Annotated in this window: 28 protein-coding genes; 10 read left to right on the top strand and 18 right to left on the bottom strand. The window is 50.6% G+C overall.

The genetic code is table 11. From position 1 onward, the window contains the following. Positions 1 to 9 precede the first annotated feature (9 nt). Together FEK42_RS10500 and FEK42_RS10495 are read right to left on the bottom strand one after the other, a co-directional pair. Positions 10 to 948 carry a tetratricopeptide repeat protein gene (locus tag FEK42_RS10500; RefSeq protein WP_135492525.1) on the bottom strand — a complete coding sequence of 313 codons (939 nt, stop codon included), beginning with the start codon at positions 946 to 948 and terminating at the stop codon, positions 10 to 12. Positions 949 to 958: 10 nt separating this feature from the next. Further along, a complete protein-coding gene (locus FEK42_RS10495; RefSeq protein ID WP_138211824.1) occupies positions 959 to 2,458 on the bottom strand; it encodes an SEL1-like repeat protein in 1,500 nt (499 codons plus the stop codon). 393 nt (positions 2,459 to 2,851) lie between these two features. Here FEK42_RS10495 and FEK42_RS10490 point away from each other — a divergent pair, with 393 nt between their 5' ends. Then, complete coding sequence (locus FEK42_RS10490) at positions 2,852 to 4,216, top strand: MFS transporter (RefSeq protein WP_135492523.1); 1,365 nt, start codon at positions 2,852 to 2,854, stop codon at positions 4,214 to 4,216. Between the two features lie 127 nt (positions 4,217 to 4,343). Here FEK42_RS10490 and yajQ read toward each other — a convergent pair whose 3' ends face one another. Further along, positions 4,344 to 4,835 carry a nucleotide binding protein YajQ gene (gene yajQ, locus FEK42_RS10485; protein WP_001138904.1) on the bottom strand — a complete coding sequence of 164 codons (492 nt, stop codon included), beginning with the start codon at positions 4,833 to 4,835 and terminating at the stop codon, positions 4,344 to 4,346. A gap of 167 nt (positions 4,836 to 5,002) precedes the next feature. On the opposite strand from yajQ, the gene panE reads away from it, so the two are divergent. Together panE and yajL are read left to right on the top strand one after the other, a co-directional pair. Further along, positions 5,003 to 5,914 (top strand): 2-dehydropantoate 2-reductase, encoded by a 912-nt coding sequence (gene panE, locus FEK42_RS10480; RefSeq protein WP_135492521.1) that lies wholly within the window; start codon positions 5,003 to 5,005, stop codon positions 5,912 to 5,914. After that, complete coding sequence (yajL, locus tag FEK42_RS10475; RefSeq protein ID WP_001276309.1) at positions 5,877 to 6,467, top strand: protein deglycase YajL; 591 nt, start codon at positions 5,877 to 5,879, stop codon at positions 6,465 to 6,467. The genes panE and yajL overlap by 38 nt, the downstream gene beginning before the upstream one ends. Before the next feature lie 53 nt (positions 6,468 to 6,520). Here the strand turns inward: yajL and thiI are convergent, their stop codons facing one another. Then, positions 6,521 to 7,969, bottom strand: a complete 1,449-nt coding sequence (gene thiI / locus FEK42_RS10470; protein WP_000668682.1) for a tRNA uracil 4-sulfurtransferase ThiI — start codon at positions 7,967 to 7,969, stop codon at positions 6,521 to 6,523. A 205-nt stretch (positions 7,970 to 8,174) separates the two neighbouring features. On the opposite strand from thiI, the gene xseB reads away from it, so the two are divergent. Genes xseB through yajO form a run of 4 tightly spaced genes read left to right on the top strand, consistent with a single transcriptional unit; the run spans position 8,175 to position 12,232 of the window. Beyond that, positions 8,175 to 8,417, top strand: a complete 243-nt coding sequence (gene xseB / locus FEK42_RS10465) for an exodeoxyribonuclease VII small subunit (RefSeq protein WP_001124935.1) — start codon at positions 8,175 to 8,177, stop codon at positions 8,415 to 8,417. Continuing rightward, a complete protein-coding gene (gene ispA / locus FEK42_RS10460) occupies positions 8,417 to 9,316 on the top strand; it encodes a (2E,6E)-farnesyl diphosphate synthase (RefSeq protein ID WP_135492519.1) in 900 nt (299 codons plus the stop codon). Before xseB ends, ispA begins: the two co-directional genes overlap by 1 nt. Positions 9,317 to 9,340: 24 nt before the next feature. Beyond that, a complete protein-coding gene (gene dxs / locus FEK42_RS10455; RefSeq protein WP_135409606.1) occupies positions 9,341 to 11,203 on the top strand; it encodes a 1-deoxy-D-xylulose-5-phosphate synthase in 1,863 nt (620 codons plus the stop codon). Between the two features lie 54 nt (positions 11,204 to 11,257). Next, on the top strand, positions 11,258 to 12,232 hold the full coding sequence (gene yajO, locus FEK42_RS10450; RefSeq protein WP_135492517.1) for a 1-deoxyxylulose-5-phosphate synthase YajO: 975 nt from the start codon (positions 11,258 to 11,260) through the stop codon (positions 12,230 to 12,232). A gap of 53 nt (positions 12,233 to 12,285) precedes the next feature. On the opposite strand, the gene pgpA is transcribed toward yajO, so the two are convergent. The 6 genes from pgpA to nrdR form a co-directional block, all read right to left on the bottom strand. Continuing rightward, entirely contained in the window at positions 12,286 to 12,804 is a 519-nt protein-coding gene (gene pgpA, locus FEK42_RS10445) for a phosphatidylglycerophosphatase A (RefSeq protein WP_130223239.1), read from the bottom strand. Further along, positions 12,782 to 13,759: a thiamine-phosphate kinase gene (thiL, locus tag FEK42_RS10440; RefSeq protein ID WP_135492515.1), complete on the bottom strand. Its 978-nt coding sequence runs from the start codon at positions 13,757 to 13,759 to the stop codon at positions 12,782 to 12,784. Before thiL ends, pgpA begins: the two co-directional genes overlap by 23 nt. Positions 13,760 to 13,836: 77 nt before the next feature. Continuing rightward, entirely contained in the window at positions 13,837 to 14,256 is a 420-nt protein-coding gene (gene nusB, locus FEK42_RS10435; RefSeq protein ID WP_000801121.1) for a transcription antitermination factor NusB, read from the bottom strand. A gap of 19 nt (positions 14,257 to 14,275) precedes the next feature. Continuing rightward, positions 14,276 to 14,746 carry a 6,7-dimethyl-8-ribityllumazine synthase gene (ribE, locus tag FEK42_RS10430; RefSeq protein ID WP_001021161.1) on the bottom strand — a complete coding sequence of 157 codons (471 nt, stop codon included), beginning with the start codon at positions 14,744 to 14,746 and terminating at the stop codon, positions 14,276 to 14,278. Between the two features lie 88 nt (positions 14,747 to 14,834). Further along, positions 14,835 to 15,938, bottom strand: a complete 1,104-nt coding sequence (gene ribD / locus FEK42_RS10425) for a bifunctional diaminohydroxyphosphoribosylaminopyrimidine deaminase/5-amino-6-(5-phosphoribosylamino)uracil reductase RibD (protein WP_135409603.1) — start codon at positions 15,936 to 15,938, stop codon at positions 14,835 to 14,837. Positions 15,939 to 15,941: 3 nt separating this feature from the next. Then, positions 15,942 to 16,391 (bottom strand): transcriptional regulator NrdR, encoded by a 450-nt coding sequence (gene nrdR / locus FEK42_RS10420; protein ID WP_135492513.1) that lies wholly within the window; start codon positions 16,389 to 16,391, stop codon positions 15,942 to 15,944. 150 nt (positions 16,392 to 16,541) lie between these two features. On the opposite strand from nrdR, the gene FEK42_RS10415 reads away from it, so the two are divergent. Together FEK42_RS10415 and tsx are read left to right on the top strand one after the other, a co-directional pair. After that, a complete protein-coding gene (locus tag FEK42_RS10415; RefSeq protein WP_135492511.1) occupies positions 16,542 to 17,084 on the top strand; it encodes a DUF3251 domain-containing protein in 543 nt (180 codons plus the stop codon). 297 nt (positions 17,085 to 17,381) lie between these two features. Continuing rightward, entirely contained in the window at positions 17,382 to 18,266 is an 885-nt protein-coding gene (gene tsx / locus FEK42_RS10410; RefSeq protein WP_116836751.1) for a nucleoside-specific channel-forming protein Tsx, read from the top strand. A gap of 216 nt (positions 18,267 to 18,482) precedes the next feature. Here tsx and yajD read toward each other — a convergent pair whose 3' ends face one another. The 8 genes from yajD to queA all read right to left on the bottom strand — a co-directional run bounded on the left by yajD (position 18,483) and on the right by queA (position 25,051). Beyond that, positions 18,483 to 18,830, bottom strand: coding sequence for an HNH nuclease YajD (gene yajD / locus FEK42_RS10405; protein ID WP_000974823.1), 348 nt, complete (start codon positions 18,828 to 18,830; stop codon positions 18,483 to 18,485). A gap of 87 nt (positions 18,831 to 18,917) precedes the next feature. Further along, positions 18,918 to 19,199 (bottom strand): type II toxin-antitoxin system RelE/ParE family toxin, encoded by a 282-nt coding sequence (locus tag FEK42_RS10400; RefSeq protein ID WP_135409602.1) that lies wholly within the window; start codon positions 19,197 to 19,199, stop codon positions 18,918 to 18,920. Further along, positions 19,192 to 19,434 carry a type II toxin-antitoxin system ParD family antitoxin gene (locus FEK42_RS10395; protein WP_001226938.1) on the bottom strand — a complete coding sequence of 81 codons (243 nt, stop codon included), beginning with the start codon at positions 19,432 to 19,434 and terminating at the stop codon, positions 19,192 to 19,194. The genes FEK42_RS10400 and FEK42_RS10395 overlap by 8 nt, the downstream gene beginning before the upstream one ends. A 152-nt stretch (positions 19,435 to 19,586) precedes the next feature. Then, entirely contained in the window at positions 19,587 to 20,558 is a 972-nt protein-coding gene (gene secF / locus FEK42_RS10390; protein WP_130206230.1) for a protein translocase subunit SecF, read from the bottom strand. A 10-nt stretch (positions 20,559 to 20,568) separates the two neighbouring features. After that, positions 20,569 to 22,416 carry a protein translocase subunit SecD gene (gene secD, locus FEK42_RS10385; protein ID WP_135492509.1) on the bottom strand — a complete coding sequence of 616 codons (1,848 nt, stop codon included), beginning with the start codon at positions 22,414 to 22,416 and terminating at the stop codon, positions 20,569 to 20,571. A 27-nt stretch (positions 22,417 to 22,443) separates the two neighbouring features. Beyond that, positions 22,444 to 22,776: a preprotein translocase subunit YajC gene (gene yajC / locus FEK42_RS10380; protein ID WP_000007629.1), complete on the bottom strand. Its 333-nt coding sequence runs from the start codon at positions 22,774 to 22,776 to the stop codon at positions 22,444 to 22,446. A gap of 22 nt (positions 22,777 to 22,798) precedes the next feature. Further along, a complete protein-coding gene (gene tgt / locus FEK42_RS10375) occupies positions 22,799 to 23,926 on the bottom strand; it encodes a tRNA guanosine(34) transglycosylase Tgt (protein ID WP_000667317.1) in 1,128 nt (375 codons plus the stop codon). A gap of 54 nt (positions 23,927 to 23,980) precedes the next feature. Continuing rightward, positions 23,981 to 25,051: a tRNA preQ1(34) S-adenosylmethionine ribosyltransferase-isomerase QueA gene (gene queA, locus FEK42_RS10370; RefSeq protein WP_135403895.1), complete on the bottom strand. Its 1,071-nt coding sequence runs from the start codon at positions 25,049 to 25,051 to the stop codon at positions 23,981 to 23,983. Between the two features lie 92 nt (positions 25,052 to 25,143). Between queA and acpH the strand changes: the two genes are divergently transcribed. Continuing rightward, positions 25,144 to 25,725 (top strand): ACP phosphodiesterase, encoded by a 582-nt coding sequence (acpH, locus tag FEK42_RS10365; protein WP_135490883.1) that lies wholly within the window; start codon positions 25,144 to 25,146, stop codon positions 25,723 to 25,725. Positions 25,726 to 25,729 lie beyond the last annotated feature (4 nt).

The following is a 25,729-nucleotide window of genomic DNA, read 5'->3' as shown; positions in this document are numbered from 1 at the left end:
AAAACCCGCTTACTCTGGCGGGTTTTTTATTGCCCCCACTTTTAGCAGATCCACTTCTTTACCCTTTATCGTTGCCGTTGCGGCAATAATGCGAGTCTTCACCTGTGAACACATTTTCGACTCAAAATCGGATCTATAAAGAAGGAGCAATGAATTGCTGCTAAACGAACCGATTATGTAATCAGTAAAGTTAATATTCAGCCGGTTTAAGCCGAAAGGCTTGAAACCAACCGTTTGGATAATTTCCTTACCAGACGGACTCTTAATGTTGTACGTAACACGAAGATTGGCCACTTCGCCTAATTTATTGGTTTCGGCAAAGAGGCTGTCCATACAGGAAAAGCTCTCATCTAAAAAATTATCCCGCATTCCAGAATGGGTAATTGTGATGGCTGGCAACATATCATCAACCGTTTTTCTGTCAATCATGTCTTTTCGACAGGCGGCAAGAAAGTTCTGCGGGCCACCATAAATGTGGACACCCTTATCAAGATATTCCTTCGCTTTCTTACAATCTACCTCAACATACTGACCATTGGCGTACATCATACCCAATCTGGACCATGCTAAATTTATACCGTGTTGCGCGGCCTGATTAAATAACACATACGCTTTGGCATAATCCACCCGCACCTGCTCACCTTCGTAGTAGATATCCCCCAGCGCTAACGGAGCTTCTCTGTCACCTTGTTTAGCGGCTAACTCGAACCATTTAATGGCTTCCTGAACGTTGGGTTTCGTATCGTAGCGGGGCTGATGATATTCCCAGCCTAACAGGCTTTGCGCGTCGACATCCCCCGACTCAGCCATTTTATGTAGTGTACTTATAACATCGGGGGCAGGCTTTTTACTGTATATGCTGTTATACAATTCATGCGCTTTCTCGCTTGCCACCACGCCTGGTGGAACTATCAGCATTAAAGAAAATAATATTCTTTTAGGCAACATAAAATATCCCTTATTTATCTTGCACCTGAATATGCTCTTCTTTTAACAAGTCGCGTTGTTTCCCATTCAGTATCGTCGTCGCAGATTTAACAGAATAAGTTAAATCATGAAAATCGCATAAATTACGATTATAAACTGGGATATCTATATAGGTCTGTCTTATATGAGTGGAGTTATTATACATATCCACGCCAAGTGTATTTAGACTAAAAGGCGGTACGACAATGGTATATTCTTCACTGATACCTTCACTTCCCTTTAGCTCAAGCGTCAACTGCAAATTAGTTATACCACTGATTTTATCAGCATTAATTTTAATACTGACATCGCATATTTTTGGTTTTTCATTTGCGTTAAAACCATAGGTCCCGTAATGTTTTAACGTGAGATAAGGTAAAATATCACCCTGTGTTTCTCGGATTTTCTGATCTTGATTACAACGGTTTAAATATTCATCCTTACTGAATTTCAATGAATATTTCCCCGCACCTTTTTCGTAATAATACCAGGCCTTATCACAATCAAGCCTTTCACCTAATCCGTTGTAATACATCCAACTTAACCACAATGCGGCTTTTTTTGCCCCTTGCTGTTCAGCCTTGTTAAAAAGCACGCTCGCTTTAGAATAATCAACTTCGCCGGTCAACCCAGAATAGTATATATTCCCCAGGGCTACTAATGCTTTTTCGTCATTCTTATTTGCAGCTAATTCGTACCATTTTTTGGCTTCGACAGCATCAATCTTTAAACCAGCACTGCCATTTTCGTAGGCATCGCCCATGGTATACTGCGCCATCGGATAACCTTTTTCTGCCGCAGTGCGAAACCATTGCAGTGCTTTCTTTTTGGTGTCTAAAGAACGTCTATCATCAGAAGGTGAAAAATCATCGAGATAAAGATTTCCGACAATATAATCCATTTTTGGGTCGTCTTCCTGCGCCCATAGAGTCGCCAGACGCAAAATTTCCGGTTTACTGAAACCAATTCGCCCCCAAAAAAGCAAATCATTCTCGGGTGCCTGACCGACATAACGACTGACAAATTCAATTAAACTCGCCCGTTTCGTTTTGTCTGTCTCGGCCCCGGATTTCAATTCATAGGCCTGATTGATTATTTTATTCATCAAATCAGGAGGAATATTAAGATCGTCAGTTTTCGACTTACTGGCATACATCTGTGCTCGTGTCACGTCCAGGGTTACGCCTTTACCATATTGAAAGAAATAACGTGCATTATAGCAACCGTATTCTCCCCCCTGGTTACAGGCTTTCTCATACCACTGAATCGCCTTTGGGATGTCAACAGATACTGTCACTCCATGTTCATAAATAAATCCCAGTAGCACTAGCGCCTGCGTGTTATTGGAGTCAGCTAATTTTTGCAGTTCTTTTAACGCCGTCTGATCTTTATTGACAATACGTTCATACAGTTGATTAATATCCGTTGAAGCATGACAAAAAGAAGCCAGAGACAAACCAAATGATAATAAAATAACTTTACCAGACCACATATATAACCCCTTATTATACCTAACCACCAAACATCCACTTCATGAATAAATACACTGCCATAACGGCCCAGGTAATAAGCAAGCATTTAAGCTGAAACAGCATAATCAGTGCCTCCTACACCTCTATTTATTGAGTTAAAATAACATCATCCTTTGATAAAAAGTTACATGCCACTCAATAAAGCCAAAAATAATGTCATTGCCTGGAGGATAAAATCATGTGAGCTTTTCATTTGTTATATTTAACGCACAAAGTATTAATGGCAAGAATACGAAAGAAGCTCATACCTGACGTAAAAACCACTCTCTTATGTAATATTTACTCATTAACACTCTGTTTACCCAACATGCGCTCCGCACTACACTATGTGGGCAATTTTTTAAGAGGTGGTAATGAACGATTATAAAATGACGCCAGGTGAGCGGCGCGCGACCTGGGGTTTAGGGACCGTATTTTCATTGCGCATGCTGGGCATGTTTATGGTACTGCCGGTTCTGACTACGTACGGTATGGCACTGCAAGGGGCCAGCGAAGCGTTAATCGGTATTGCCATTGGTATTTATGGTTTGACCCAGGCCGTTTTTCAGATTCCGTTTGGCCTGCTTTCCGACCGCATTGGTCGCAAACCATTAATTGTCGGCGGACTGGCAGTATTTGCTGCCGGTAGCGTTATTGCTGCGCTCTCTGACTCCATCTGGGGAATTATTCTGGGCCGGGCGCTACAAGGCTCCGGTGCGATTGCCGCTGCCGTTATGGCGCTGCTTTCCGATCTTACGCGCGAACAAAACCGCACCAAAGCGATGGCGTTTATCGGCGTGAGCTTTGGCATTACCTTCGCCATTGCGATGGTGCTTGGCCCGATCATTACTCACAAACTTGGGCTGCACGCGCTGTTCTGGATGATCGCTATTCTGGCAACGATCGGCATTGCGTTGACCATTTGGGTTGTACCTAACAGCAGCACGCACGTACTTAATCGTGAGTCCGGGATGGTGAAAGGCAGTTTCAGTAAAGTGCTGGCGGAGCCACGGCTGCTGAAACTCAACTTTGGCATTATGTGTCTGCACATGCTGCTGATGTCGACGTTTGTTGCCCTGCCAAGGCAACTGGCTGATGCGGGTTTCCCGGCGGCTGAACACTGGAAGGTCTATCTGGCAACGATGTTAATCGCCTTTGGCTCTGTCGTGCCTTTCATTATCTACGCTGAAGTTAAGCGCAAAATGAAGCAAGTCTTTGTCTTCTGCGTCGGGTTGATCGTGGTTGCGGAAATTGTGTTGTGGAACGCACAAACGCAGTTCTGGCAACTGGTGGTCGGCGTGCAGCTTTTCTTTGTGGCGTTTAATTTGATGGAAGCCCTTCTGCCTTCGCTTATCAGTAAAGAGTCTCCTGCTGGTTACAAAGGTACGGCGATGGGCGTTTACTCCACCAGCCAGTTTCTTGGCGTGGCTATTGGTGGTTCGCTGGGCGGCTGGATTGACGGCATGTTTGACGGTCAGGGCGTATTTCTCGCTGGCGCAATGCTGGCAGCAGTGTGGCTGGCAGTCGCCAGTACCATGAAAGAACCGCCGTATGTTAGCAGTTTGCGCATTGAAATCCCGGCGGACATTGCCGCAAACGAGGCGTTAAAAGTGCGTTTACTGGAAACCGCAGGCGTCAAAGAAGTGTTGATTGCAGAAGAAGAACATTCAGCTTATGTGAAAATCGACAGCAAAGTGACGAATCGCTTTGAGGTTGAACAGGCAATTCGTCAGGCATAAAAAACGAGGCGAATTGCCTGCTGCGCTACGCTTATCAGGCATACAAAGCTTCTGAGTTACAAACCTTTGTAGGCCGAATCAGGCGTTCATGCCGCATCTGACATGAACAAAGCGCATGTTGTCGCGATTAATCGCGGAAGTTTTTGAACTGGAACGGCTGACCGAGATCGCCACCGCGTACCATCGCCATGACAGCCTGCAAATCATCACGAGATTTACCCGTTACGCGGATCTCATCGCCCTGAATTTGCGCCTGCACTTTCAGTTTGCTGTCTTTGATCATCTTGACGATTTTCTTCTGGGTCGCGCTCTCAATACCCTGCTTCAGTTTTGCTTCCACAAACCAGGTTTTACCGCTATGAACGATATTTTCCGGTACATCCAGCGAACTGCCTTCAATGCCGCGCTTCAGCAGCTTGGCACGCAGAATATCCAGCAACTGATTGACCTGGAAATCGGACTCGCTCAACACTTTGATGGTTTTGCTGGCGTCGTTCAGCTCAAATGAGGCTTCAACGTTACGGAAGTCAAAACGGGACTCCACTTCGCGGCTCGCGTTATCGACCGCGTTACGCGCTTCCTGAAGATCAACTTCAGAAACAATATCGAAAGATGGCATCTTTTCCTCTCCCTTCATTTTTGATGCGAAGCATAATACCTGCAAAGTTAAATAACCAACAGTCCTGCACCAGGACGTATCCCTTAATTGTGCATAGTCGCAACAGCATGCACAATTAAGGGATAGCCTTATTGAACACCCGGAGTGGTTGCGGGTGAGGAGGAACAATGAAAATTACCGTATTGGGATGCGGTGCCTTAGGGCAATTATGGCTTACAGCACTTTGCAAACAGGGTCACGAAGTTCAGGGCTGGCTGCGCGTACCGCAACCTTATTGTAGCGTGAATCTGGTTGAGACTGACGGTTCGATATTTAACGAGTCTCTGACCGCTAACGATCCCGATTTTCTGGCCACCAGCGATCTGTTACTGGTGACGCTGAAAGCATGGCAGGTTTCCGATGCCGTCAAAAGCCTCGCGTCCACACTGCCTGTAACCACGCCAATACTGTTAATTCACAACGGCATGGGTACCATCGAAGAGTTGCAAAGCATTGAGCAGCCGTTACTGATGGGCACGACCACCCATGCGGCGCGCCGCGACGGAAATGTCATTATTCATGTGGCAAACGGTATCACGCATATTGGTCCAGCACGGCAACAGGACGGCGATTACAGTTATCTGGCGGATATTTTGCAAACCGTATTACCTGACGTTGCCTGGCATAACAATATTCGCGCCGAGCTGTGGCGCAAGCTGGCAGTCAACTGTGTGATTAATCCACTAACCGCCATCTGGAATTGCCCGAACGGTGAATTACGTCATCATCCGCAAGAAATTATGCAGATATGCGAAGAAGTCGCGGCAGTGATTGAACGCGAAGGGCATCATACTTCAGCAGAAGATTTACTTGATTACGTGATGCAGGTGATTGATGCCACAGCGGAAAATATCTCGTCGATGTTGCAGGATATCCACGCGCTGCGCCACACTGAAATCGACTATATCAATGGTTTTCTCTTACGCCGCGCCCGCGCGCATGGGATTGCCGTACCGGAAAACACCCGCCTGTTTGAAATGGTAAAAAGAAAGGAGAGTGAATATGAGCGCATCGGCACTGGTTTGCCTCGCCCCTGGTAGTGAAGAGACTGAAGCCGTCACCACTATCGATCTGCTGGTTCGCGGCGGGATCAAAGTCACCACTGCCAGCGTCGCCAGCGATGGCAACCTGGCAATTACCTGCTCGCGCGGCGTGAAGCTGCTGGCGGATGCGCCGCTGGTCGAAGTTGCCGATGGCGAATATGACGTGATTGTGCTGCCTGGTGGCATTAAAGGCGCGGAATGTTTTCGCGATAGCACCCTGCTGGTTGAAACTGTTAAACAGTTCCACCGTTCCGGGCGTATCGTCGCGGCTATTTGCGCCGCGCCAGCCACCGTGCTGGTGCCGCACGATATCTTCCCGATTGGCAATATGACCGGCTTCCCGACGCTGAAAGATAAAATTCCCGCCGAACAATGGCAGGACAAGCGCGTCGTCTGGGATGCACGAGTAAAATTGCTGACCAGCCAGGGGCCGGGTACAGCTATCGACTTTGGTCTGAAAATTATCGACCTGCTGGTTGGGCGCGAGAAAGCCCATGAAGTGGCATCACAACTGGTGATGGCGGCAGGGATTTATAATTATTACGAGTAGTGTCGGATGCGGCAAACGTCGCATCTGACCAGATGCGACGTAAAAACCACAAATTACGGGCGATATACCTTCACATTGTTAAAGCCCTGCTCGCGCAGATAGAGCGCCTGCAGACGGCTCATCACCCCGCGCTCACACCACAGCAGCCAGGTTTTGTTCTGGTCGAGATCGCCAAATTTGGTGCTCAGTTTATAGAACGGCAGAGAAACCACATCAATCCCTTCGACTTTCAGTGGCTTATCTTCCTGTTCATCGATAGAACGGATATCGAGGATCACGTCGTTCGGGCCGAAGCCATTGACGGTTTCCACTTCCACCACTTCCTGCTCGGTCTGCTGGGCGATTTCGCGGATATCAACGTTATTCGCTTCCTCAACCACTTTATCGAGAATGCTGAAGTCGAACTTCTCTTCTTCCGCTTCAATCTTCGATTTAACCGCTTTCACCGTCGGGCTTTTGGAGATCACGCCGCAATATTCCGGCATAGTGCGGGCAAAGTCTTCGGTGCCAATCTGGCGAGCCAGGTTGATGATGTGCTCTTTGTCGTAAGAGATCAACGGACGCAGGATCAGCGTATCGGAGACGTTATCAATCAGGCGCAGGTTGGTCAGCGTCTGGCTGGACACCTGCCCCAGTGCTTCGCCGGTGACCAGCGCCTGTACGCCGTAACGTTCAGCCACCTTAGACGCGGCACGCACCATCATACGTTTGAGGATAACGCCCATCTGACCGTCGTCGATTTTCTCGAGAATTTCCCCGACGACCGGTTCGAAATTAATGGCGACAAAACGCACGCGGTGGGAGCTGCCAAAGCGGTTCCACAGATAATGCGCCACCTGGCGAACGCCGATTTCATGCGCCGCGCCGCCGAGGTTAAAGAAGCAGTAATGCACACGGCAGCCGCGACGCATCAACATATAGCTGGATACACCGGAGTCGAAACCGCCGGAAATGAGCGACAGTACATCTTCCTGGGTGCCGATCGGGAAACCACCAATACCTTCGTAGCGACCTTTGATCAGCAGGAGACGATCGTCTTCCACTTCCAGATGGACAGTCACTTCCGGATTGGTCAGCTTCACGCGCGCGGATTCAATATGCTGATTTAAACCGCCGCCGACGTAACGTTCCACATCAATCGAACTAAAATCATGCTTACCGCGGCGCTTCACGCGCACGCAGAAGGTTTTGCCTTCCAACTGATCGCGATACTGAACCAACGCTTTCTCGAAAATATCGTGCATGTCGGTAAACGGCACGTCTTCAACTTCGAGAATATGGTGGATACCCGGAATACGGGTCAGGGCGTCGCGAATAGCCAGACGCTGGTTTTCATCTTTTGCGCGAACTTCGATGTTATCCCAGTGGCGGACGACAGCGAGCGTCTCATCATAGTGCTTTAAAACGTTACGAATGTTCCCGGTAAGGATTTTTATAAAGCGCAAGCGCACAGATTGGCTTTTGATGGTGATTTCCGGGAACAATTTAATGATAAACTTCATGGCGGCAATGGTTCGTTGGCAAGTCTTAAGCGACTTGTATAGGGAAAAATACAGCAGCCCACACCTGCGGCTGCATCCAGGCGCGGAAGTATACCACTAACATCGCTTTGCTGCGCACATCACCTTACCATTGCGCGTTATTTGCTATTTGCCCTGAGTCCGTTACCATGACGGGGCGAAAAATATTGAGAGTCAGACATTCATTATGCCGAAGAAAAATGAGGCGCCCGCCAGCTTTGAAAAGGCGCTGAGCGAGCTGGAACAGATTGTAACCCGCCTGGAAAGTGGCGACCTGCCGCTGGAAGAGGCGCTGAACGAATTCGAACGCGGCGTGCAGCTGGCACGTCAGGGGCAGGCCAAATTACAACAAGCCGAACAACGCGTACAAATTCTGCTGTCTGACAATGAAGACGCCTCTCTAACCCCTTTTACACCGGACAATGAGTAATGGACTTTCCGCAGCAACTCGAAGCCTGCGTTAAGCAGGCCAACCAGGCGCTGAGCCGTTTTATCGCCCCACTGCCCTTTCAGAACACTCCCGTGGTCGAAACCATGCAGTATGGCGCATTATTAGGTGGTAAGCGCCTGCGACCTTTCCTGGTTTATGCCACCGGTCATATGTTCGGCGTTAGCACAAACACGCTGGACGCACCCGCCGCCGCCGTAGAGTGTATCCACGCTTACTCATTAATTCATGATGATTTACCGGCAATGGATGATGACGATCTGCGTCGCGGCTTGCCGACCTGTCATGTGAAGTTTGGCGAAGCGAACGCGATTCTCGCTGGCGACGCTTTACAAACGCTGGCGTTCTCGATTTTAAGCGATGCCGATATGCCGGAAGTGTCGGACCGCGACAGGATTTCGATGATTTCTGAACTGGCGAGCGCCAGCGGTATTGCCGGAATGTGCGGTGGTCAGGCATTAGATTTAGATGCGGAAGGCAAACACGTACCTCTGGATGCACTCGAGCGTATTCATCGTCATAAAACCGGCGCATTGATTCGCGCCGCCGTTCGCCTTGGTGCATTAAGCGCCGGAGATAAAGGACGTCATGCTCTGCCAGTACTCGACAAGTACGCAGAGAGCATCGGCCTTGCCTTCCAGGTTCAGGATGACATCCTGGATGTGGTGGGAGATACTGCAACGTTGGGAAAACGCCAGGGTGCCGACCAGCAACTTGGTAAAAGTACCTACCCTGCACTTCTGGGTCTTGAGCAAGCCCGGAAGAAAGCCCGGGATCTGATCGACGATGCCCGCCAGTCGCTGAAACAACTGGCTGAACAGTCACTCGATACCTCGGCACTGGAAGCGCTAGCGGACTACATCATCCAGCGTAATAAATAAACAATAAGTATTAATAGGCCCCTGATGAGTTTTGATATTGCCAAATACCCGACCCTGGCACTGGTCGACTCCACCCAGGAGTTACGACTGTTGCCAAAAGAGAGTTTACCGAAACTCTGCGACGAACTGCGCCGCTATTTACTCGACAGCGTGAGCCGTTCCAGCGGGCACTTCGCCTCCGGGCTGGGCACGGTCGAACTGACCGTGGCGCTGCACTATGTCTACAACACCCCGTTTGACCAATTGATTTGGGATGTGGGGCATCAGGCTTATCCGCATAAAATTTTGACCGGGCGCCGCGACAAAATCGGCACCATCCGTCAGAAAGGCGGCCTGCACCCGTTCCCGTGGCGCGGCGAAAGCGAATATGACGTTTTAAGCGTCGGGCATTCATCAACCTCCATCAGTGCCGGAATTGGTATTGCGGTTGCTGCCGAGAAAGAAGGCAAAAATCGCCGCACCGTCTGTGTCATTGGCGATGGCGCGATTACCGCTGGCATGGCGTTTGAAGCGATGAATCACGCGGGCGATATCCGTCCTGATATGCTGGTGGTCCTCAACGACAATGAAATGTCGATTTCCGAAAATGTTGGCGCGCTCAACAACCATCTGGCGCAGCTGCTTTCCGGTAAGCTTTACTCTTCGCTGCGCGAAGGCGGGAAAAAAGTTTTCTCTGGCGTGCCGCCAATTAAAGAGCTACTCAAACGTACCGAAGAACATATTAAAGGCATGGTAGTGCCTGGCACATTGTTTGAAGAGCTGGGCTTTAACTACATCGGCCCGGTTGACGGTCACGATGTGCTGGGGCTTATCACCACACTTAAGAACATGCGCGACCTGAAAGGCCCGCAGTTCCTGCATATCATGACCAAAAAAGGTCGTGGTTATGAACCGGCAGAGAAAGACCCAATCACTTTCCACGCCGTGCCTAAATTTGATCCCTCCAGCGGTTGTTTGCCGAAAAGTAGTGGCGGTTTGCCAAGCTATTCAAAAATCTTTGGCGACTGGCTGTGCGAAACGGCAGCGAAAGACAACAAGCTGATGGCGATTACTCCGGCGATGCGAGAAGGTTCCGGCATGGTCGAGTTTTCACGTAAATTCCCGGATCGCTACTTCGACGTGGCGATTGCCGAGCAACACGCGGTGACCTTTGCCGCCGGTCTGGCGATTGGGGGTTACAAACCGATCGTGGCAATCTACTCCACCTTCCTGCAACGTGCCTACGATCAGGTGCTGCATGACGTGGCAATTCAAAAGCTTCCGGTCCTGTTCGCCATCGACCGTGCGGGCATTGTTGGTGCTGACGGTCAAACCCATCAGGGCGCTTTTGATCTCTCTTACCTGCGCTGCATACCGGAAATGGTCATTATGACCCCGAGCGATGAAAACGAATGTCGCCAGATGCTCTATACCGGCTATCACTATAACGATGGCCCGTCAGCGGTGCGCTACCCGCGCGGCAACGCGGTCGGCGTGGAGCTGACGCCACTGGAAAAACTGCCAATTGGCAAAGGCATTGTGAAGCGTCGTGGCGAGAAACTGGCGATCCTTAACTTTGGTACGCTGATGCCAGAAGCGGCGAAAGTCGCCGAATCGCTGAACGCTACGCTGGTCGATATGCGTTTTGTGAAGCCGCTTGATGAAGCGTTAATTCTGGAAATGGCCGCCAGCCATGAGGCGCTGGTTTCCGTTGAAGAAAACGCCATTATGGGTGGTGCAGGCAGCGGCGTGAACGAAGTGCTAATGGCCCATCGTAAACCAGTACCCGTGCTGAACATTGGCCTGCCGGATTTCTTTATTCCGCAAGGAACTCAGGAAGAAATGCGCGCCGAACTCGGCCTCGATGCCGCCGGTATGGAAGCCAAAATCAAGGTCTGGCTGGCATAATCCCTACTCCACTCCTGCTATGCTTAAGAAATTATTCATGGCAGGAGTGGCAGCATGCAATACAACCCCTTAGGAAAAACCGACCTTCGCGTTTCCCGACTTTGCCTCGGCTGTATGACCTTTGGCGAGCCAGATCGCGGTAATCACGCATGGACACTGCCGGAAGAGAGCAGCCGTCCCATCATTAAACGCGCGCTGGAAGGCGGCATAAATTTCTTTGATACCGCCAATAGCTATTCCGATGGAAGCAGCGAAGAGATCGTCGGTCGCGCACTGCGGGATTTCGCCCGTCGTGAAGACGTGGTCGTTGCCACCAAAGTGTTCCATCGCGTTGGTGATTTACCGGAAGGATTATCCAGTGCGCAAATTTTGCGCTCTATCGACGACAGCCTGCGCCGTCTCGGCATGGATTATATCGATATCCTGCAAATTCATCGCTGGGATTACAACACGCCGATCGAAGAGACGCTGGAAGCCCTGAACGACGTGGTAAAAGCCGGGAAAGCACGTTATATCGGCGCGTCATCAATGCACGCTTCGCAGTTTGCTCAGGCACTGGAACTACAAAAACAGCACGGCTGGGCGCAGTTTGTCAGTATGCAGGATCACTACAATCTGATTTATCGCGAAGAAGAGCGTGAGATGCTGCCGCTGTGTTATCAGGAGGGCGTGGCGGTGATTCCGTGGAGCCCGCTGGCACGGGGACGTCTGACTCGTCCGTGGGGAGAAACCACTGCACGGCTGGTGTCTGATGAGGTTGGGAAAAATCTCTATAAAGAAAGCGATGAAAATGACGCGCAGATCGCAGAGCGGTTAACGGGCGTCAGTGAAGAACTTGGTGCGACACGAGCACAAGTTGCGTTGGCCTGGTTGTTGAGTAAGCCGGGCATTGCCGCGCCGATTATCGGAACTTCGCGGGAAGAACAGCTTGATGAACTACTAAACGCGGTAGATATCACGTTGAAACCGGAACAGATTGCCGAACTGGAGACACCCTATAAACCGCATCCGATAGTGGGATTTAAATAGGTATGCAGGCCTGATAAGACGCAACAAGCGTCACATCAGGCTCTGGTGCAAAACTATGACAGAAGACCCAACGGCCAGTGATGACCGATAAAGTACAGGATGCCTGCGGAAATCACCCCGGCGACAATATCGTCGATCATGATCCCCATGCCGCCATGTACATTGCGATCAAACCAGCGGATCGGCCACGGTTTCCACATATCCAGAATACGGAAAATCACAAACCCGGCGGCGACCCACTGCCAGTCATTGGTCGGCAGCGCCATCAGAGTGATCCACATGCCGATAAATTCATCCCAGACAATGCTGCCATGATCGTGCACGCCCATATCTTTCGCGGTCTGATGACAAAGATAAACGCCAATACAGATCCCCAGCATGACTACCAGCGAATAAAGCTGCCAGGGTAAAAAGGTCATCAGATACCAGAACGGAATCGCCGCCAGCGATCCCATCGTGCCAGGAACAATCGGGCTTAATCCACTTCCGAATCCGACAGCAAGCAAATGCCACGGATTACTCATCTTCAGGCGACTTTTCGCGACATCTTTATGGCGTGGCAAAATGGTCATATCCTTTCCAGTCTAACGTGACAGGTTCGCCGTCACGAACAAAACAGAGTCCTTCTATATCGGCGGTCATTTGCCCGATACAGGTAAATGGTACGCCCAGATGTCCCAAAGCGACATCCAACGCGCCACGGTTCAGTTCCGGCACAGTGAAACACAACTCGTAATCTTCGCCACCAGAGAGCGCCCAGCGCAGCGCCTGTTCCGGTTCAACATGACGTGAAAGTGCGTCAGAGAATGGTAACAACGCCAGATCAATACGTGCGCCGCAGTCGCTGGCTTTCACGATATGCCCGAGATCGGAAATCAGACCGTCAGAGAGATCGATGGCTGAATTTGCCAGATCGCGCAATGCCTGTCCCTGTAAAATACGCGGCGACGGACGGAGGTGACGTTTGACCAAGTAGTCAGCATCTTTTCCATCCGCCACGTGGAGACGATTTTGCAAAATCGCCAGCCCGGCGGCGCTATCGCCCGGTGTACCGGTCACATAAATCCAGTCACCCGGTTTCGCCCCAGAGCGCGTTAAGGCTCGTCCCATCGGAACAAAGCCGTGGATACCCAACGTCATTGATAATGGCCCACGCGTGGTGTCGCCGCCAATGAGTTGCATATCGTAATAATTGAGGAGCTCAAACAAACTGTCGCTGAAGGACTCAAGCCACGCTTCGTCTACGTCCGGTAAGGTTAATGCCAGCGTCAGCCAGGCCGGATCGGCGCCCATCGCTGCCAGATCGCTTAGGTTTACCGCCAGTGCTTTATATGCCAGATCCGCAGGATCGATATCAGGGAGGAAATGGTTGCCCGCCACCAGCGTATCGGTGCTGATCGCCAGGGTCTGTTTCTCGGGGATATTGAGAAGTGCGCAATCGTCGCCAATGCCAAGTTCGACATCAAGACGAGAGCTTCTTACACGGTCAAAATAACGGGCAATCAGGGAGAACTCGCCACATGCCATACGTTATGCCTCAGCAGGTAAAAAAGAAAAGGCCGGCGAGTGCGGAACTGTTTTCCGTTACTCTGCCGGCCTGGATATCACTTTTTGTTAGGGCGAATCACAGGTGCTGCTTTATCCAGTACGCCATTGACGAACTTATGGCTGTCTTCTGCGCCGAACGATTTCGCCAGTTCGATCGCTTCGTTAATGGCCACTTTGTACGGCACATCGCTACGTTTAGACAACTCGTACAGCGCAATGCGCAGTACCGCTTTTTCTACCTGGCCCAGCTCTTCCAGCAGGCGAGACAGATATGGCTTCATCAGTCCGTCGAGGTATGCGGTGTTAGTCGCCACCCCGGCCAGCAGCTCACGGAAGTACAGGATGTCAACGTCTTTTACATCCTGTTCAGCCAGGAACTGGTATTCAACATCAGCGATGTCGTTCTGGGACAACTGCCAGGAGTAGAGCGCCTGGACGGCACACTCACGAGCGCGGCGACGAGCAGCAGGTTTCACGGATTTCCCCTTACTAATTTCAGGCCTTGATGGCTTTCAATACATTAATCATTTCAAGCGCGGTCAGTGCAGCTTCTGCACCTTTGTTACCAGCTTTGGTGCCAGCACGTTCGATCGCTTGTTCAATGCTTTCAGTGGTCAAAACCCCAAAAGCAACCGGAATTTCGCTGTCCTGGGCAACATGCGCCAGGCCGTTGCTTGCACCACCAGCGACATATTCAAAGTGGGCAGTGCCACCACGAATAACCGTCCCCAGCGCAATCACCGCGTCGTATTTACCGGTTTTAGCCAGTGCACCCGCCGCCAGCGGCAGCTCATAGGCACCTGGCACCCAAACAACGGTAATGTTTTCATCTTTTACCTGACCGATACGTTTCAGTGCGTCAATTGCACCTTCCAGCAGGCTGTCATTGATAAAGTTGTTGAAACGCGCAATGGTGATGGCGACGCGAGCGTCCGGGGTAGCAACGTTAGCTTCAATAATGTTCATTTTCTTCCTTCGGGTTCGAGTATGGCCCCGCAGGGGGGCGGATTTTAGCATAATATTTCGTGCGCTGCTTCCCTTTCGAGCCGGGAGATCATGCACCCACTAAATGCAGGCAAACATCCGGGCCTACATGACGTATCTCTTTGAATTTAAATTGGGGCGCGTCGGCTAATTTCTCAAGCCCCGGCAGCGTACATAATCCGCGGGCGTCGCTGCCTAATAGTTTAGGTGCGATATAGACAATCAGCTCATCGACTAAACCCGCCTGTAGCAATGCGCCAGCGAGCGTTGGCCCCGCTTCCACCCAGATACTGTTAATCTGTTGCTTGCCGAGTTGCATCATCAGCACAACCAGATCCAGATGACCTTTATGCTCTGGAATCAGCAAAGTACGCACCGTTTCCGGCCATTCACGAGAATCTTCCTGCGTACGCGCGAACCAGGTTTCGCCCGGCTGTTGCACGATGCGGTGTTCCGGCGTCACGCGATTTTGGCTATCAATCACAATACGTACCGGCTGACGGAGATTTTGTTGCGGATAGAGCGCCTGAGTTTGTTCATCCAGTTCAGACCAACGCACCGTTAAGGCTGGATCGTCCGCCAGCACCGTGGCGCTGCTGGTTAAAATGGCATGACTTTGCGCGCGCAGTCGTTGTACATCGCGTCGAGCCTGAGGTGAAGTGATCCACTGGCTTTCACCGCTGGCCATCGCAGTGCGGCCATCTAGCGACGCGCCGAGTTTCAACTGTATATAAGGAAAGCCGGTGCGCATGCGCTTGAGGAAGCCTTTATTCAATTGCTCGGCTTCGCTCATCATCAGGCCGTGGCTGACGTCAATGCCAGCTTGTTGCAAACGGTAAAGTCCACGCCCAGCGACCTGCGGATTAGGGTCCTGCATCGCAGCCACAACGCGCACCACGCCAGCAGCAATTAATGCGTCACAACACGGTGGCGTACGACCATGATGACTACAAGGTTCGAGTGTCACATACGCCGTTGCGCCTTTGGCTTTTTCACCTGCCATGCGCAACGCGTGTACCTCTGCATGCGGTTCGCCCGCGCGGTGATGGTAACCTTCACCGACAATTTCGCCATCTTTCACAATGACGCAACCGACATTCGGGTTAGGGTGAGTGGTGAAGCGCCCTCGTTGCGCCAGCTTTAGCGCCCGCGCCATGTATAACTCGTCCTGCACGGTTTAATCCTCCAGGCGCGCAATCTCTTCGCCAAATTCTTTGATATCTTCGAAACTGCGATAGACAGAGGCAAAACGGATATAGGCGACTTTATCGAGCTTTTTCAATTGATCCATCACCAGATTGCCAATCATTTTGCTCGGCACTTCGCGCTCACCGGTGGCGCGGAGTTGCGATTTAATATGGTTGATCGCCATTTCGACGTCATCGGAACTCACCGGACGTTTTTCCAGCGCCCGCAGCATTCCGCTACGCAATTTTTCTTCATTAAACGGTTCGCGCACGTCGTTGCTTTTCACGACACGCGGCATAACCAGTTCCGCAACTTCAAAAGTAGTGAAACGTTCATTACACACCAGACACTGCCGACGGCGGCGTACGGAAGAGCCCTCGCTCACGAGACGAGAGTCAATTACCTTAGTGTCCACGGCGAAACAGAATGGGCAATGCATACGGCGTCCTGACCAGGTGGTTAATAGAAATCTATTTTACCCTGAACTGGCGATACAACAAAGGCGCAACGCTTTTGAGATAAAGGATCGATGCTTTCACGGCTTTAAGCCTCTACCATTAGGATAATTGTGACGAGAAAGGGACTACCTATGAACATTAAAGTATGTTTTCGACTACTCCTGCTGGGAAGCCTGTTCAGCCTGAGCGCCTGCGTACAGCAAAGCGAAGTACGCCAGATGAAACACAGCGTCAACACGTTGAATAAAGAGATGACTCAGCTCAACAAAGAAACTATCAAAATCACCCAGCAAAATACGCTGAACGCAAAATCCAGCAGTGGGGTTTACCTGTTGCCTGGTGCAAACACACCGGCACGGCTGGAAAGCCAAATTGGCACTTTACGTATGTCGCTGGTGAATATTACGCCAATTGCAGATGGTACCACTCTGACGCTGCGTATTCAGGGTGAGTCCAATGATCCCTTACCCGCTTTCAGCGGAACCGTTGAATATGGGCAAATTCAGGGAACAATCGACAGCTTTCAGGAAATCAATGTGCAGAATCAATTGATTAACGCGCCGGCCAGCCTCCTCGCGCCCAGTGATGTTGACATTCCGTTACAGTTAAAGGGCATTTCTGTGGATCAGTTAGGCTTTGTACGCATCCACGACATTCAACCTGTTATGCAGTAAACGTTTTTCGGGGCGTTTTGTGCGTCCCGCAACATCCTCCCCCTTCATTTTGTTACTCTGCTTACATCACCCAGATTGATAGTAAAAGTTTGCAACAAGGGTGAAAGTCAGTACAATTCCCGCCCGAATATGTGTATTCGTGAACGCAATCGATTACGTAAATGATAGAACTGTGAAATACAACATATTTTTGTGAGCAATGATTTTTATAATAGGCTCCTCTGTATAGGAAATATTTAGAAACGCAATTTGCGCCTTTTTCACTCCCGTAAGGGATTTTCAAACAGTGGCATACATATGAAAAAAACATTACTGGCAGCCGGTGCGGTACTGGCGCTCTCTTCGTCTTTTACTGTCAACGCAGCTGAAAACGATAAACCGCAGTACCTTTCCGACTGGTGGCACCAGAGCGTTAACGTAGTTGGTAGCTATCACACTCGTTTCGGACCGCAGATCCGTAACGATACTTACCTGGAGTATGAAGCATTCGCTAAAAAAGACTGGTTCGATTTCTATGGTTACGCGGATGCGCCGGTATTCTTCGGCGGTAACTCCGATGCCAAAGGTATCTGGAACCACGGTTCTCCGCTGTTTATGGAAATCGAACCGCGTTTCTCCATCGATAAGCTGACCAATACTGACCTTAGCTTCGGTCCGTTCAAAGAGTGGTACTTCGCGAACAACTACATTTACGACATGGGCCGTAACAAAGATGGTCGCCAGAGCACCTGGTATATGGGTCTGGGTACTGACATCGACACTGGCCTGCCGATGAGCCTGTCCATGAACGTGTATGCGAAATACCAGTGGCAGAACTACGGCGCAGCGAACGAAAACGAGTGGGACGGTTACCGTTTCAAAATTAAATACTTTGTGCCGATTACCGATCTGTGGGGCGGTCAGCTGAGCTACATCGGCTTCACCAACTTCGACTGGGGTTCCGATCTGGGTGATGACAGCGGTAACGCAATCAACGGTATTAAGACGCGCAGCAATAACTCCATCGCTTCCAGCCATATTCTGGCGCTGAACTACGATCACTGGCACTACTCTGTCGTTGCACGTTACTGGCATGACGGTGGTCAGTGGAACGATGATGCAGAGCTGAACTTCGGTAACGGCAACTTCAACGTTCGCTCTACCGGCTGGGGTGGTTACCTGGTGGTAGGTTACAACTTCTGATTGTGAAAATGCCGGGATTTATTCCCGGCATTTCAGATTGTCGACAACGTGTGCTTTGTTCATGCCGGATGCGGAGTAAACGCCTTATCTGGTCTACAAAAGCACGAAAATTCAATACATTGCTGAGATTACGTAGGCCTGACAAGCGTAGCGTATCAGGCAATTTTTCGTTTGTCACAAAGCTCAAATAGCGGATTTTATATCCGGCATTTTTTATTACTTCTTCTTATTCATCATCGCTTTTAAATCAGCAAACGGGTTGTATTTCGCTTCACCGACATCTTTCTGCGCATCTTCCCCTGCGATAACCGTCGTACCATACTGATCCGCTTCGGTATATTTCGAATGCTCATGATCATGGCAATAGAGACAAAGCAATTCCCAGTTACTACCATCTTCCGGATTATTGGTATGGTCGTGATCAATATGGTGAACGGTAAGTTCACGCAGGTTGGAATAGACAAACTCGCGGGAACAGCGACCGCAGACCCACGGATAGAGTTTCAGCGCTTTTTCGCGATAGCCGCTTTCTAACCGCGCATAGTTTTTTGGGATGATAGCCATGAAAAGTTACCTGGATGAAATGTAGGGTTACGCGCAGTTTCCCAAGATGCGGGGATTTTCGCAATCCTGAGTAAAGAAATTCTCACATTACCAGTGACGGCGAGGTTCCATCTGCTGATGAAGAATACGCGCAATGAGAATGTCATCTACTCTTATAATGTAATAAACAGTGTGAAACCTGAATGCGATCTTCTTTACCTCTGGAATCGCATCATAGTCTTGCCCTATCTCGGGCATTTGAGAGAGTGTATCCAGAAAAATGCCGAGAGAGTCGGTATAGCGATCCGCCTGCTCCTCACCAAACTTTCCCAGCGTGTAGTCATAGATCCCTCTGAAATCTTCAACAGCTTTTCCGCTAAGCTTATACACGATGTTTTTGCTTCCTTTCTGCTGCGATATCACGAAGCGTCATCGAACTTTCACCGCTCTCAAGACCTTCAATAACAGCATTTCTGACAGCTTCATCCCTGGATTCTTGTTGTTCCAATAGACGAAGCGCCGAACGCATCACTTCACTGGCCGAGCCATAACGACCAGACTGAACCATCCGGGTAATAAAACTATCTAATTGTTCGCCAACGCTTACTGAGGTAATTTTGCGCATAAGCGATCTCCACGTATTAACTATTAATACAAAGTATATGTCAGAACTCTTTCTACAACCAAAGCTGTATTCAGTACAATAAGCAACAATCGAAAAAAAACCGCAGCGTAAATACGCCACGGTTTTTTAACTGAACGGATTTAAAAACACCCTTACGGCAGAATTGACGGCTGGTCCGCCCCTTCTTTTTCCACTTTCTGTTGCAGCATATGCTCACGCTTCATACCCAGTTTCAGGGCCAGCGCAGATGCAACATAGATGGAAGATGCGGTACCGATGGTTACACCAATCAGCATGGTCAGCGAGAAGCCTTCCAGCACCGGGCCACCGAAGAGATACAGCATCAGGATCACCATCAAGGTGGTACCGGATGTGATCAAGGTACGGTGCAGCGTCTGGGTCAAGGACACGTTAAAGATTTCGTAAGGCGTACCGCGACGGATTTTGCGGAAGTTTTCACGAATACGGTCCGATACCACGATACTGTCGTTAAGCGAGTAACCGATAACCGACATCAACGATGCCACAATGGTCAGGTCAATCTCGATATGGAATAACGACAAAATACCCAGTGTAATGATAACGTCGTGCGCCAGCGCGATTACTACCCCTGCCGCCAGTCGCCACTCAAAGCGGAAACCGACATATACAAGGATAGACAGCAGTGCCGCCATCAGCGCCATCGCACCGGTTTGCGCAAGGTCTGCCCCCACGCTCGGGCCGACGAACTCAATACGCTTCACCGCCGCGTTCTGATTGGTAGCTTCGTTAATCACCTTCAGAACTTTGCTGCCCAGCACCTGACCACCGGTTTCGCCTTCAGCTGGCGGCATGCGGACCATGATGTCGTGGCTGCTACCGAAGTTTTGCAGCATCGGCTCTTCAAAGCCCGCTTTCTGCAATGCATCACGCATTACATCGATTTCAGCCGGTTTTTCAAGCGTAATTTCAATAACCGTACCACCGGTGAAATCCAGCCCCCAGTTAAAACCGCGCACGCCCATAATGACGATCGCGGCGATTAACAGCAGACCAGAGATGCCGAAAGCCCAGTAGTCCCAGCGCATAAAGTCATAGACTTTACGGCCGTGGTTTAGTTGTTCAACAGTATATTCCTGTGCCACATCGCACTCCTCAGATTGACAGCTTCTTGACGCGCTTGCCGCCATATAGCAGGTTTACGATGGCACGCGTACCGACAATCGCGGTAAACATCGACGTCGCCACACCGATACCGGTAGTAATCGCGAACCCTTTAATTGCCCCGGTACCCACTGCGTACAGGATGATGACTTTAATCAGCGTGGTGATGTTCGCATCGAAGATGGAACTGAACGCGCCACGATAACCTTCATCAATTGCCTGCTGAACAGTACGCCCGTTGCTTAACTCTTCTTTAATACGTTCGTTGATCAGTACGTTCGCATCGACCGCTACCGCAAGGGTTAAGACGATACCCGCGATCCCCGGCATACTCAGCGTCGCGCCAGGCAGCAGCGACATAATGCCGACAATCAAGATCAAGTTCGCAATCAGAGCACTGGTCGCAATCAGACCAAACTTCTTATAGAAGATGATCATGAACAGAATAGAAACCAGCAGACCGGCGAGACATGCCTCCAGCCCCTGTTCAATGTTCTGCATACCCAGGGTCGGACCAATGGTACGTTCTTCAACAATCTGAATCGGTGCAATCAACGCACCGGCACGCAGCAGCAGCGACAGCTGACGCGCTTCGTTCGGGTTGTTGATACCAGTGATACGGAAGCTGTTACCCAGACGAGACTGGATATTCGCGATGTTAATCACCTCTTCCTGTTTCACCAGAACCGCACGACCATTAGCATCTTTCTTACCGCTGTCTTTATACTCCACAAACAGGGTCGCCATCGGTTTGCCGATGTTGTCCTTAGTGAAGTTAGACATGATGTTACCACCTGCGCTGTCGAGCGAGATGTTAACCTGCGGCTGGTTGTATTCGTCCTGGCTGGAAGTGGAATCGGTGATATGGTCACCGGTCAGAATTACGCGTTTGTACAGCACAACCGGCTGACCTTCGCGGGTCTGTTTCACTTCAGAGTCGCCCGATACGCGTCCAGATGCAGCAGCAGCCTGGTCAACGTTGGTATTCACCAGACGGAATTCCAGCGTCGCGGTAGCGCCAAGAATCTCTTTCGCGCGAGCGGTATCCTGAATACCAGGCAGCTCAACGACAATGCGGTCTGCGCCCTGACGTTGTACTACAGGCTCCGCCACACCAAGCTGGTTTACACGGTTACGCAGGATGTTAATGTTCTGCTGCACCGCATATTCACGCGCTTCACTGAGACGCGCATCGCTCATGACCGCACGCAGCTGGTTGCTACCCTGGCTGCTAATGACGAGATCGGGATGACGCTTGCTCAGATATGCAATGGCTTCATCACGGGCGTTGCCATCGCGGAAAGTGATGCTCAGACCGTAATTATTTTCTTTACGAACAGTGGTATACGGGATGCCTTTTTCACGCAGATCGCTGCGCAGGCTATCGATATTTTGTTCCTGGAGTTTGCCAAGCGCAGTGTCCATATCCACTTCCATCAGGAAGTGAACGCCGCCACGCAAGTCAAGACCGAGCTTCATCGGCTCAGCGTGAATAGCTGCCAGCCAGCGCGGCGTGGCCGGGGCAAGGTTAAGCGCCACGACATATTTGTCACCCAGAATGCCCATTAATGCTTCACGAGCGCGTAGCTGGGTGTCAGTGGAGTCGAAGCGCGCAAGAATAGCGCCCTCTTCCAGTGCCACAGACTTAGCAGTTATTTTTTCTTCTTGTAACGTTTTCTGGACCTGGATCAGCGTTTGCTCACTGGCGGCGACTCCGCGCGCGCCAGTGATCTGAACAGCCGGATCCTCACCAAACAGGTTGGGAAGCGCATACAGCAGACCGATGACAATCACCACGATCAGCATGACGTACTTCCACAAAGGATAACGGTTTAACACGGCAATTCCCTTAGGGAAAAATTTTAATTACAGCGCCTTCATGGTGCCTTTCGGCAGAACGGCGGCTACGAAGTCACGTTTAATAACTACTTCAGTGGTGTCATTCAGCGCGATAGCAATGTAGCCGTTTTCTGCTACTTTGGTTACGCGACCGACCAGGCCACCGTTCGTCAGCACTTCATCACCTTTCGCGATGGAGTCCATCAGCTTTTTGTGTTCTTTGGTGCGCTTCTGCTGTGGGCGCAGGATCATGAAATAGAAAATCAGACCGAATACCACCAGCATCAAAATCAAAGACATCGGGCTACCTTGTGCCGGAGCACCCGTTGCCGCTACCGCATCAGAAATAAAAAAGCTCATTAAATTTCCCTCATTATTAATATTAATCAACGTTCAAAGGTGGTACTTCTCGCCCCTGACGCTGGTAAAAATCAGCTACGAAGCTCTCTAATTTACCCTCTTCAATAGCCTTGCGTAAACCCGCCATCAAACGCTGGTAGTAACGAAGGTTATGAATGGTGTTGAGTCGCGCGCCTAATATTTCGTTGCAACGGTCGAGATGATGCAAGTAGGCACGTGAATAATTGCGACAGGTGTAGCAATCACACTCAGGATCGAGCGGGCCAGTGTCGCTCTTATACTTCGCATTGCGGATTTTCACCACGCCATCGGTCACGAACAGATGACCGTTACGCGCATTACGTGTTGGCATTACGCAGTCAAACATATCGATACCGCGGCGCACGCCTTCAACCAGGTCTTCCGGTTTACCAACGCCCATCAGGTAACGTGGTTTGTCTGCCGGAATTTGCGGACACACATGCTCCAGGATACGGTGCATATCTGCTTTCGGCTCACCCACTGCCAGACCGCCGACAGCGTAGCCATCAAAACCGATATCTACCAGACCTTTAACAGAGATATCACGTAAATCTTCGTAAACGCTGCCCTGAATGATACCAAAGAGCGCATTTTTGTTGCCGAGGCTGTCAAAACGCTCGCGGCTACGCTTCGCCCAACGCAGCGACATCTCCATAGAGCGCTTCGCGTAATCCCAGTCAGCAGGATACGGCGTACACTCGTCAAAAATCATGACGATGTCTGAGCCAAGATCGTATTGAATCTCCATCGATTTTTCGGGATCGAGGAAAATCGGATCGCCGTTGATGGGGTTACGGAAGTGCACGCCCTGTTCGGTGATTTTACGGATATCGCCAAGACTGAAGACCTGGAAGCCGCCGGAGTCGGTAAGAATCGGGCCTTTCCACTGCATAAAATCGTGCAGATCGCCATGCAGTTTCATAATTTCCTGGCCCGGGCGCAGCCACAGGTGGAAAGTGTTACCCAGAATAATTTGCGCGCCAGTGGCTTCAACTTCTTCCGGCGTCATCCCTTTTACGGTGCCGTAGGTGCCAACAGGCATAAAACAAGGCGTTTCCACTACGCCACGATCGAAGACCAGGCGGCCACGGCGTGCGCGACCGTCGGTGGTGTCCAGTTCAAATTTCATTTTTTCTCCACTACGTCAGAAAAACAGTCCAACGTTTAAACCAGCGCCGCGGAATTACTCCCCGACGCGCTCATTAATTGCCTGCGGATTGTACGTGATAAACATCGCATCACCGTAACTAAAAAAGCGATATTTCTCTTCTACTGCCGCTTTATAGGCGTTCATGGTGTGTTGATAACCGGCAAATGCGGAAACCAGCATAATCAGCGTTGACTCCGGCAGATGGAAGTTAGTCACCAGCGCATCGACTACTTTGTACTGGAAGCCGGGATAGATAAAGATTTGTGTATCATCGAAAAACGGTTCAATCAGATCATTTTTCGCTGCCTGGGCCGCGCTCTCAAGCGAGCGAACAGAGGTGGTGCCAACCGCAATCACCCGATTTCCACGCGCTTTCGCAGCCAGCACTGCGTCAACCACATCCTGCGGCACTTCTGCATATTCCGAGTGCATGATGTGGTCTTCAATGGTGTCGACGCGTACCGGCTGGAAGGTACCCGCCCCCACATGCAGAGTCACGAATGCCATCTCCACGCCCTTGGCGCGCAATTTTTCCAGCAGCGGTTCGTCAAAGTGCAGTCCGGCGGTCGGTGCTGCTACCGCGCCTGGTTTTTCGCTATAAACCGTTTGATAAAGTTCGCGGTCTGCATCTTCGTCCGGACGGTCGATGTACGGCGGCAGTGGCATATGGCCGATGCTGTTGAGAATATCCAGCACCGAGCGCTCATCGTTAAATTCGACTTCAAACAGCGCGCCATGACGAGCGGTCATTGTTGCTTTGATGCTTTCGTCATCGCCCAGAAGCAGTTCAGCGCCCGGTTTTGGCGCTTTCGAGGCGCGAATATGCGCGAGAATGCGTTTGTCGTCGAGCATCCGCTCAACCAGCACTTCAATCTTGCCGCCGCTGGATTTTCGCCCAAACAGACGCGCCGGGATCACGCGGGTATTGTTAAAAACCAGAAGATCGCCGGGGTTGAGCTTGTCGAGTAAATCGGTGAAAGTACCGTGCGTCAGCGCGCCCGTCGGCCCGTCCAGCGACAGTAAACGACAGCTACTGCGTTCAGGCATGGGATAGTGGGCAATCAGGGATTCGGGCAATTCAAAGGAGAAATCGGTAACGCGCATGACACTGACTCAGACTAAAATAAGAGGCGGGTAGTCTAGTGCCGGGGCGCTCTCCCTGCAACCTTTACCCCCCTTTGGATAGAATATAATCGATGAATTTTTTAGCTCACCTGCATCTAGCTCACCTGGCGGAAAGCTCGCTTTCCGGCAATTTACTGGCTGATTTCGTACGCGGAAATCCTGAAGAAAGTTTTCCGCCCGACGTCGTGGCTGGCATTCATATGCATCGGCGAATCGACGTATTAACCGACAATCTGCCGGAGGTCCGCGAAGCACGGGAGTGGTTTCGTAGTGAAACCCGCCGCGTTGCGCCTATTACGCTGGATGTCATGTGGGATCACTTTCTTTCCCGCCACTGGTCGCAGTTGTCGCCCGACTTTCCGCTACAGGAATTTGTCTGTTATGCCCGCGAGCAAGTGATCACCATTCTGCCGGACTCACCGCCGCGCTTTATCAATCTGAATAACTACTTGTGGTCAGAGCAATGGCTGGTGCGCTATCGCGATATGGATTTCATCCAGAGCGTGTTAAACGGCATGGCAAGCCGTCGCCCACGTCTGGATGCTCTGCGTGACTCCTGGTACGATTTAGACACCCATTACGACGCCCTTGAAACCCGCTTCTGGCAATTTTATCCGCGGATGATGGAACAGGCGTCACGCAAAGCGTTGTAGGGTA

The sequence above is a fragment of the Escherichia sp. E2748 genome (assembly GCF_005781125.1).
Classification (GTDB): domain Bacteria; phylum Pseudomonadota; class Gammaproteobacteria; order Enterobacterales; family Enterobacteriaceae; genus Escherichia.
Note: the sequence above shows the minus strand (reverse complement) of the source record. Positions and strands in the feature narration are given on the sequence as shown.

Excerpts from the sequence above, each read along its gene's own strand:
- FEK42_RS10500 (WP_135492525.1), bottom strand. The coding sequence starts at position 948 with ATGTTGCCTAAAAGAATATTATTTTCTTTAATGCTGATAGTTCCACCA.
- FEK42_RS10495 (WP_138211824.1), bottom strand. The coding sequence starts at position 2,458 with ATGTGGTCTGGTAAAGTTATTTTATTATCATTTGGTTTGTCTCTGGCT.
- FEK42_RS10490 (WP_135492523.1), top strand. The coding sequence starts at position 2,852 with ATGAACGATTATAAAATGACGCCAGGTGAGCGGCGCGCGACCTGGGGT.
- yajQ (WP_001138904.1), bottom strand. The coding sequence starts at position 4,835 with ATGCCATCTTTCGATATTGTTTCTGAAGTTGATCTTCAGGAAGCGCGT.
- panE (WP_135492521.1), top strand. The coding sequence starts at position 5,003 with ATGAAAATTACCGTATTGGGATGCGGTGCCTTAGGGCAATTATGGCTT.
- yajL (WP_001276309.1), top strand. The coding sequence starts at position 5,877 with ATGAGCGCATCGGCACTGGTTTGCCTCGCCCCTGGTAGTGAAGAGACT.
- thiI (WP_000668682.1), bottom strand. The coding sequence starts at position 7,969 with ATGAAGTTTATCATTAAATTGTTCCCGGAAATCACCATCAAAAGCCAA.
- xseB (WP_001124935.1), top strand. The coding sequence starts at position 8,175 with ATGCCGAAGAAAAATGAGGCGCCCGCCAGCTTTGAAAAGGCGCTGAGC.
- ispA (WP_135492519.1), top strand. The coding sequence starts at position 8,417 with ATGGACTTTCCGCAGCAACTCGAAGCCTGCGTTAAGCAGGCCAACCAG.
- dxs (WP_135409606.1), top strand. The coding sequence starts at position 9,341 with ATGAGTTTTGATATTGCCAAATACCCGACCCTGGCACTGGTCGACTCC.
- yajO (WP_135492517.1), top strand. The coding sequence starts at position 11,258 with ATGCAATACAACCCCTTAGGAAAAACCGACCTTCGCGTTTCCCGACTT.
- pgpA (WP_130223239.1), bottom strand. The coding sequence starts at position 12,804 with ATGACCATTTTGCCACGCCATAAAGATGTCGCGAAAAGTCGCCTGAAG.
- thiL (WP_135492515.1), bottom strand. The coding sequence starts at position 13,759 with ATGGCATGTGGCGAGTTCTCCCTGATTGCCCGTTATTTTGACCGTGTA.
- ribE (WP_001021161.1), bottom strand. The coding sequence starts at position 14,746 with ATGAACATTATTGAAGCTAACGTTGCTACCCCGGACGCTCGCGTCGCC.
- nrdR (WP_135492513.1), bottom strand. The coding sequence starts at position 16,391 with ATGCATTGCCCATTCTGTTTCGCCGTGGACACTAAGGTAATTGACTCT.
- FEK42_RS10415 (WP_135492511.1), top strand. The coding sequence starts at position 16,542 with ATGAACATTAAAGTATGTTTTCGACTACTCCTGCTGGGAAGCCTGTTC.
- tsx (WP_116836751.1), top strand. The coding sequence starts at position 17,382 with ATGAAAAAAACATTACTGGCAGCCGGTGCGGTACTGGCGCTCTCTTCG.
- yajD (WP_000974823.1), bottom strand. The coding sequence starts at position 18,830 with ATGGCTATCATCCCAAAAAACTATGCGCGGTTAGAAAGCGGCTATCGC.
- FEK42_RS10395 (WP_001226938.1), bottom strand. The coding sequence starts at position 19,434 with ATGCGCAAAATTACCTCAGTAAGCGTTGGCGAACAATTAGATAGTTTT.
- yajC (WP_000007629.1), bottom strand. The coding sequence starts at position 22,776 with ATGAGCTTTTTTATTTCTGATGCGGTAGCGGCAACGGGTGCTCCGGCA.
- tgt (WP_000667317.1), bottom strand. The coding sequence starts at position 23,926 with ATGAAATTTGAACTGGACACCACCGACGGTCGCGCACGCCGTGGCCGC.
- queA (WP_135403895.1), bottom strand. The coding sequence starts at position 25,051 with ATGCGCGTTACCGATTTCTCCTTTGAATTGCCCGAATCCCTGATTGCC.
- acpH (WP_135490883.1), top strand. The coding sequence starts at position 25,144 with ATGAATTTTTTAGCTCACCTGCATCTAGCTCACCTGGCGGAAAGCTCG.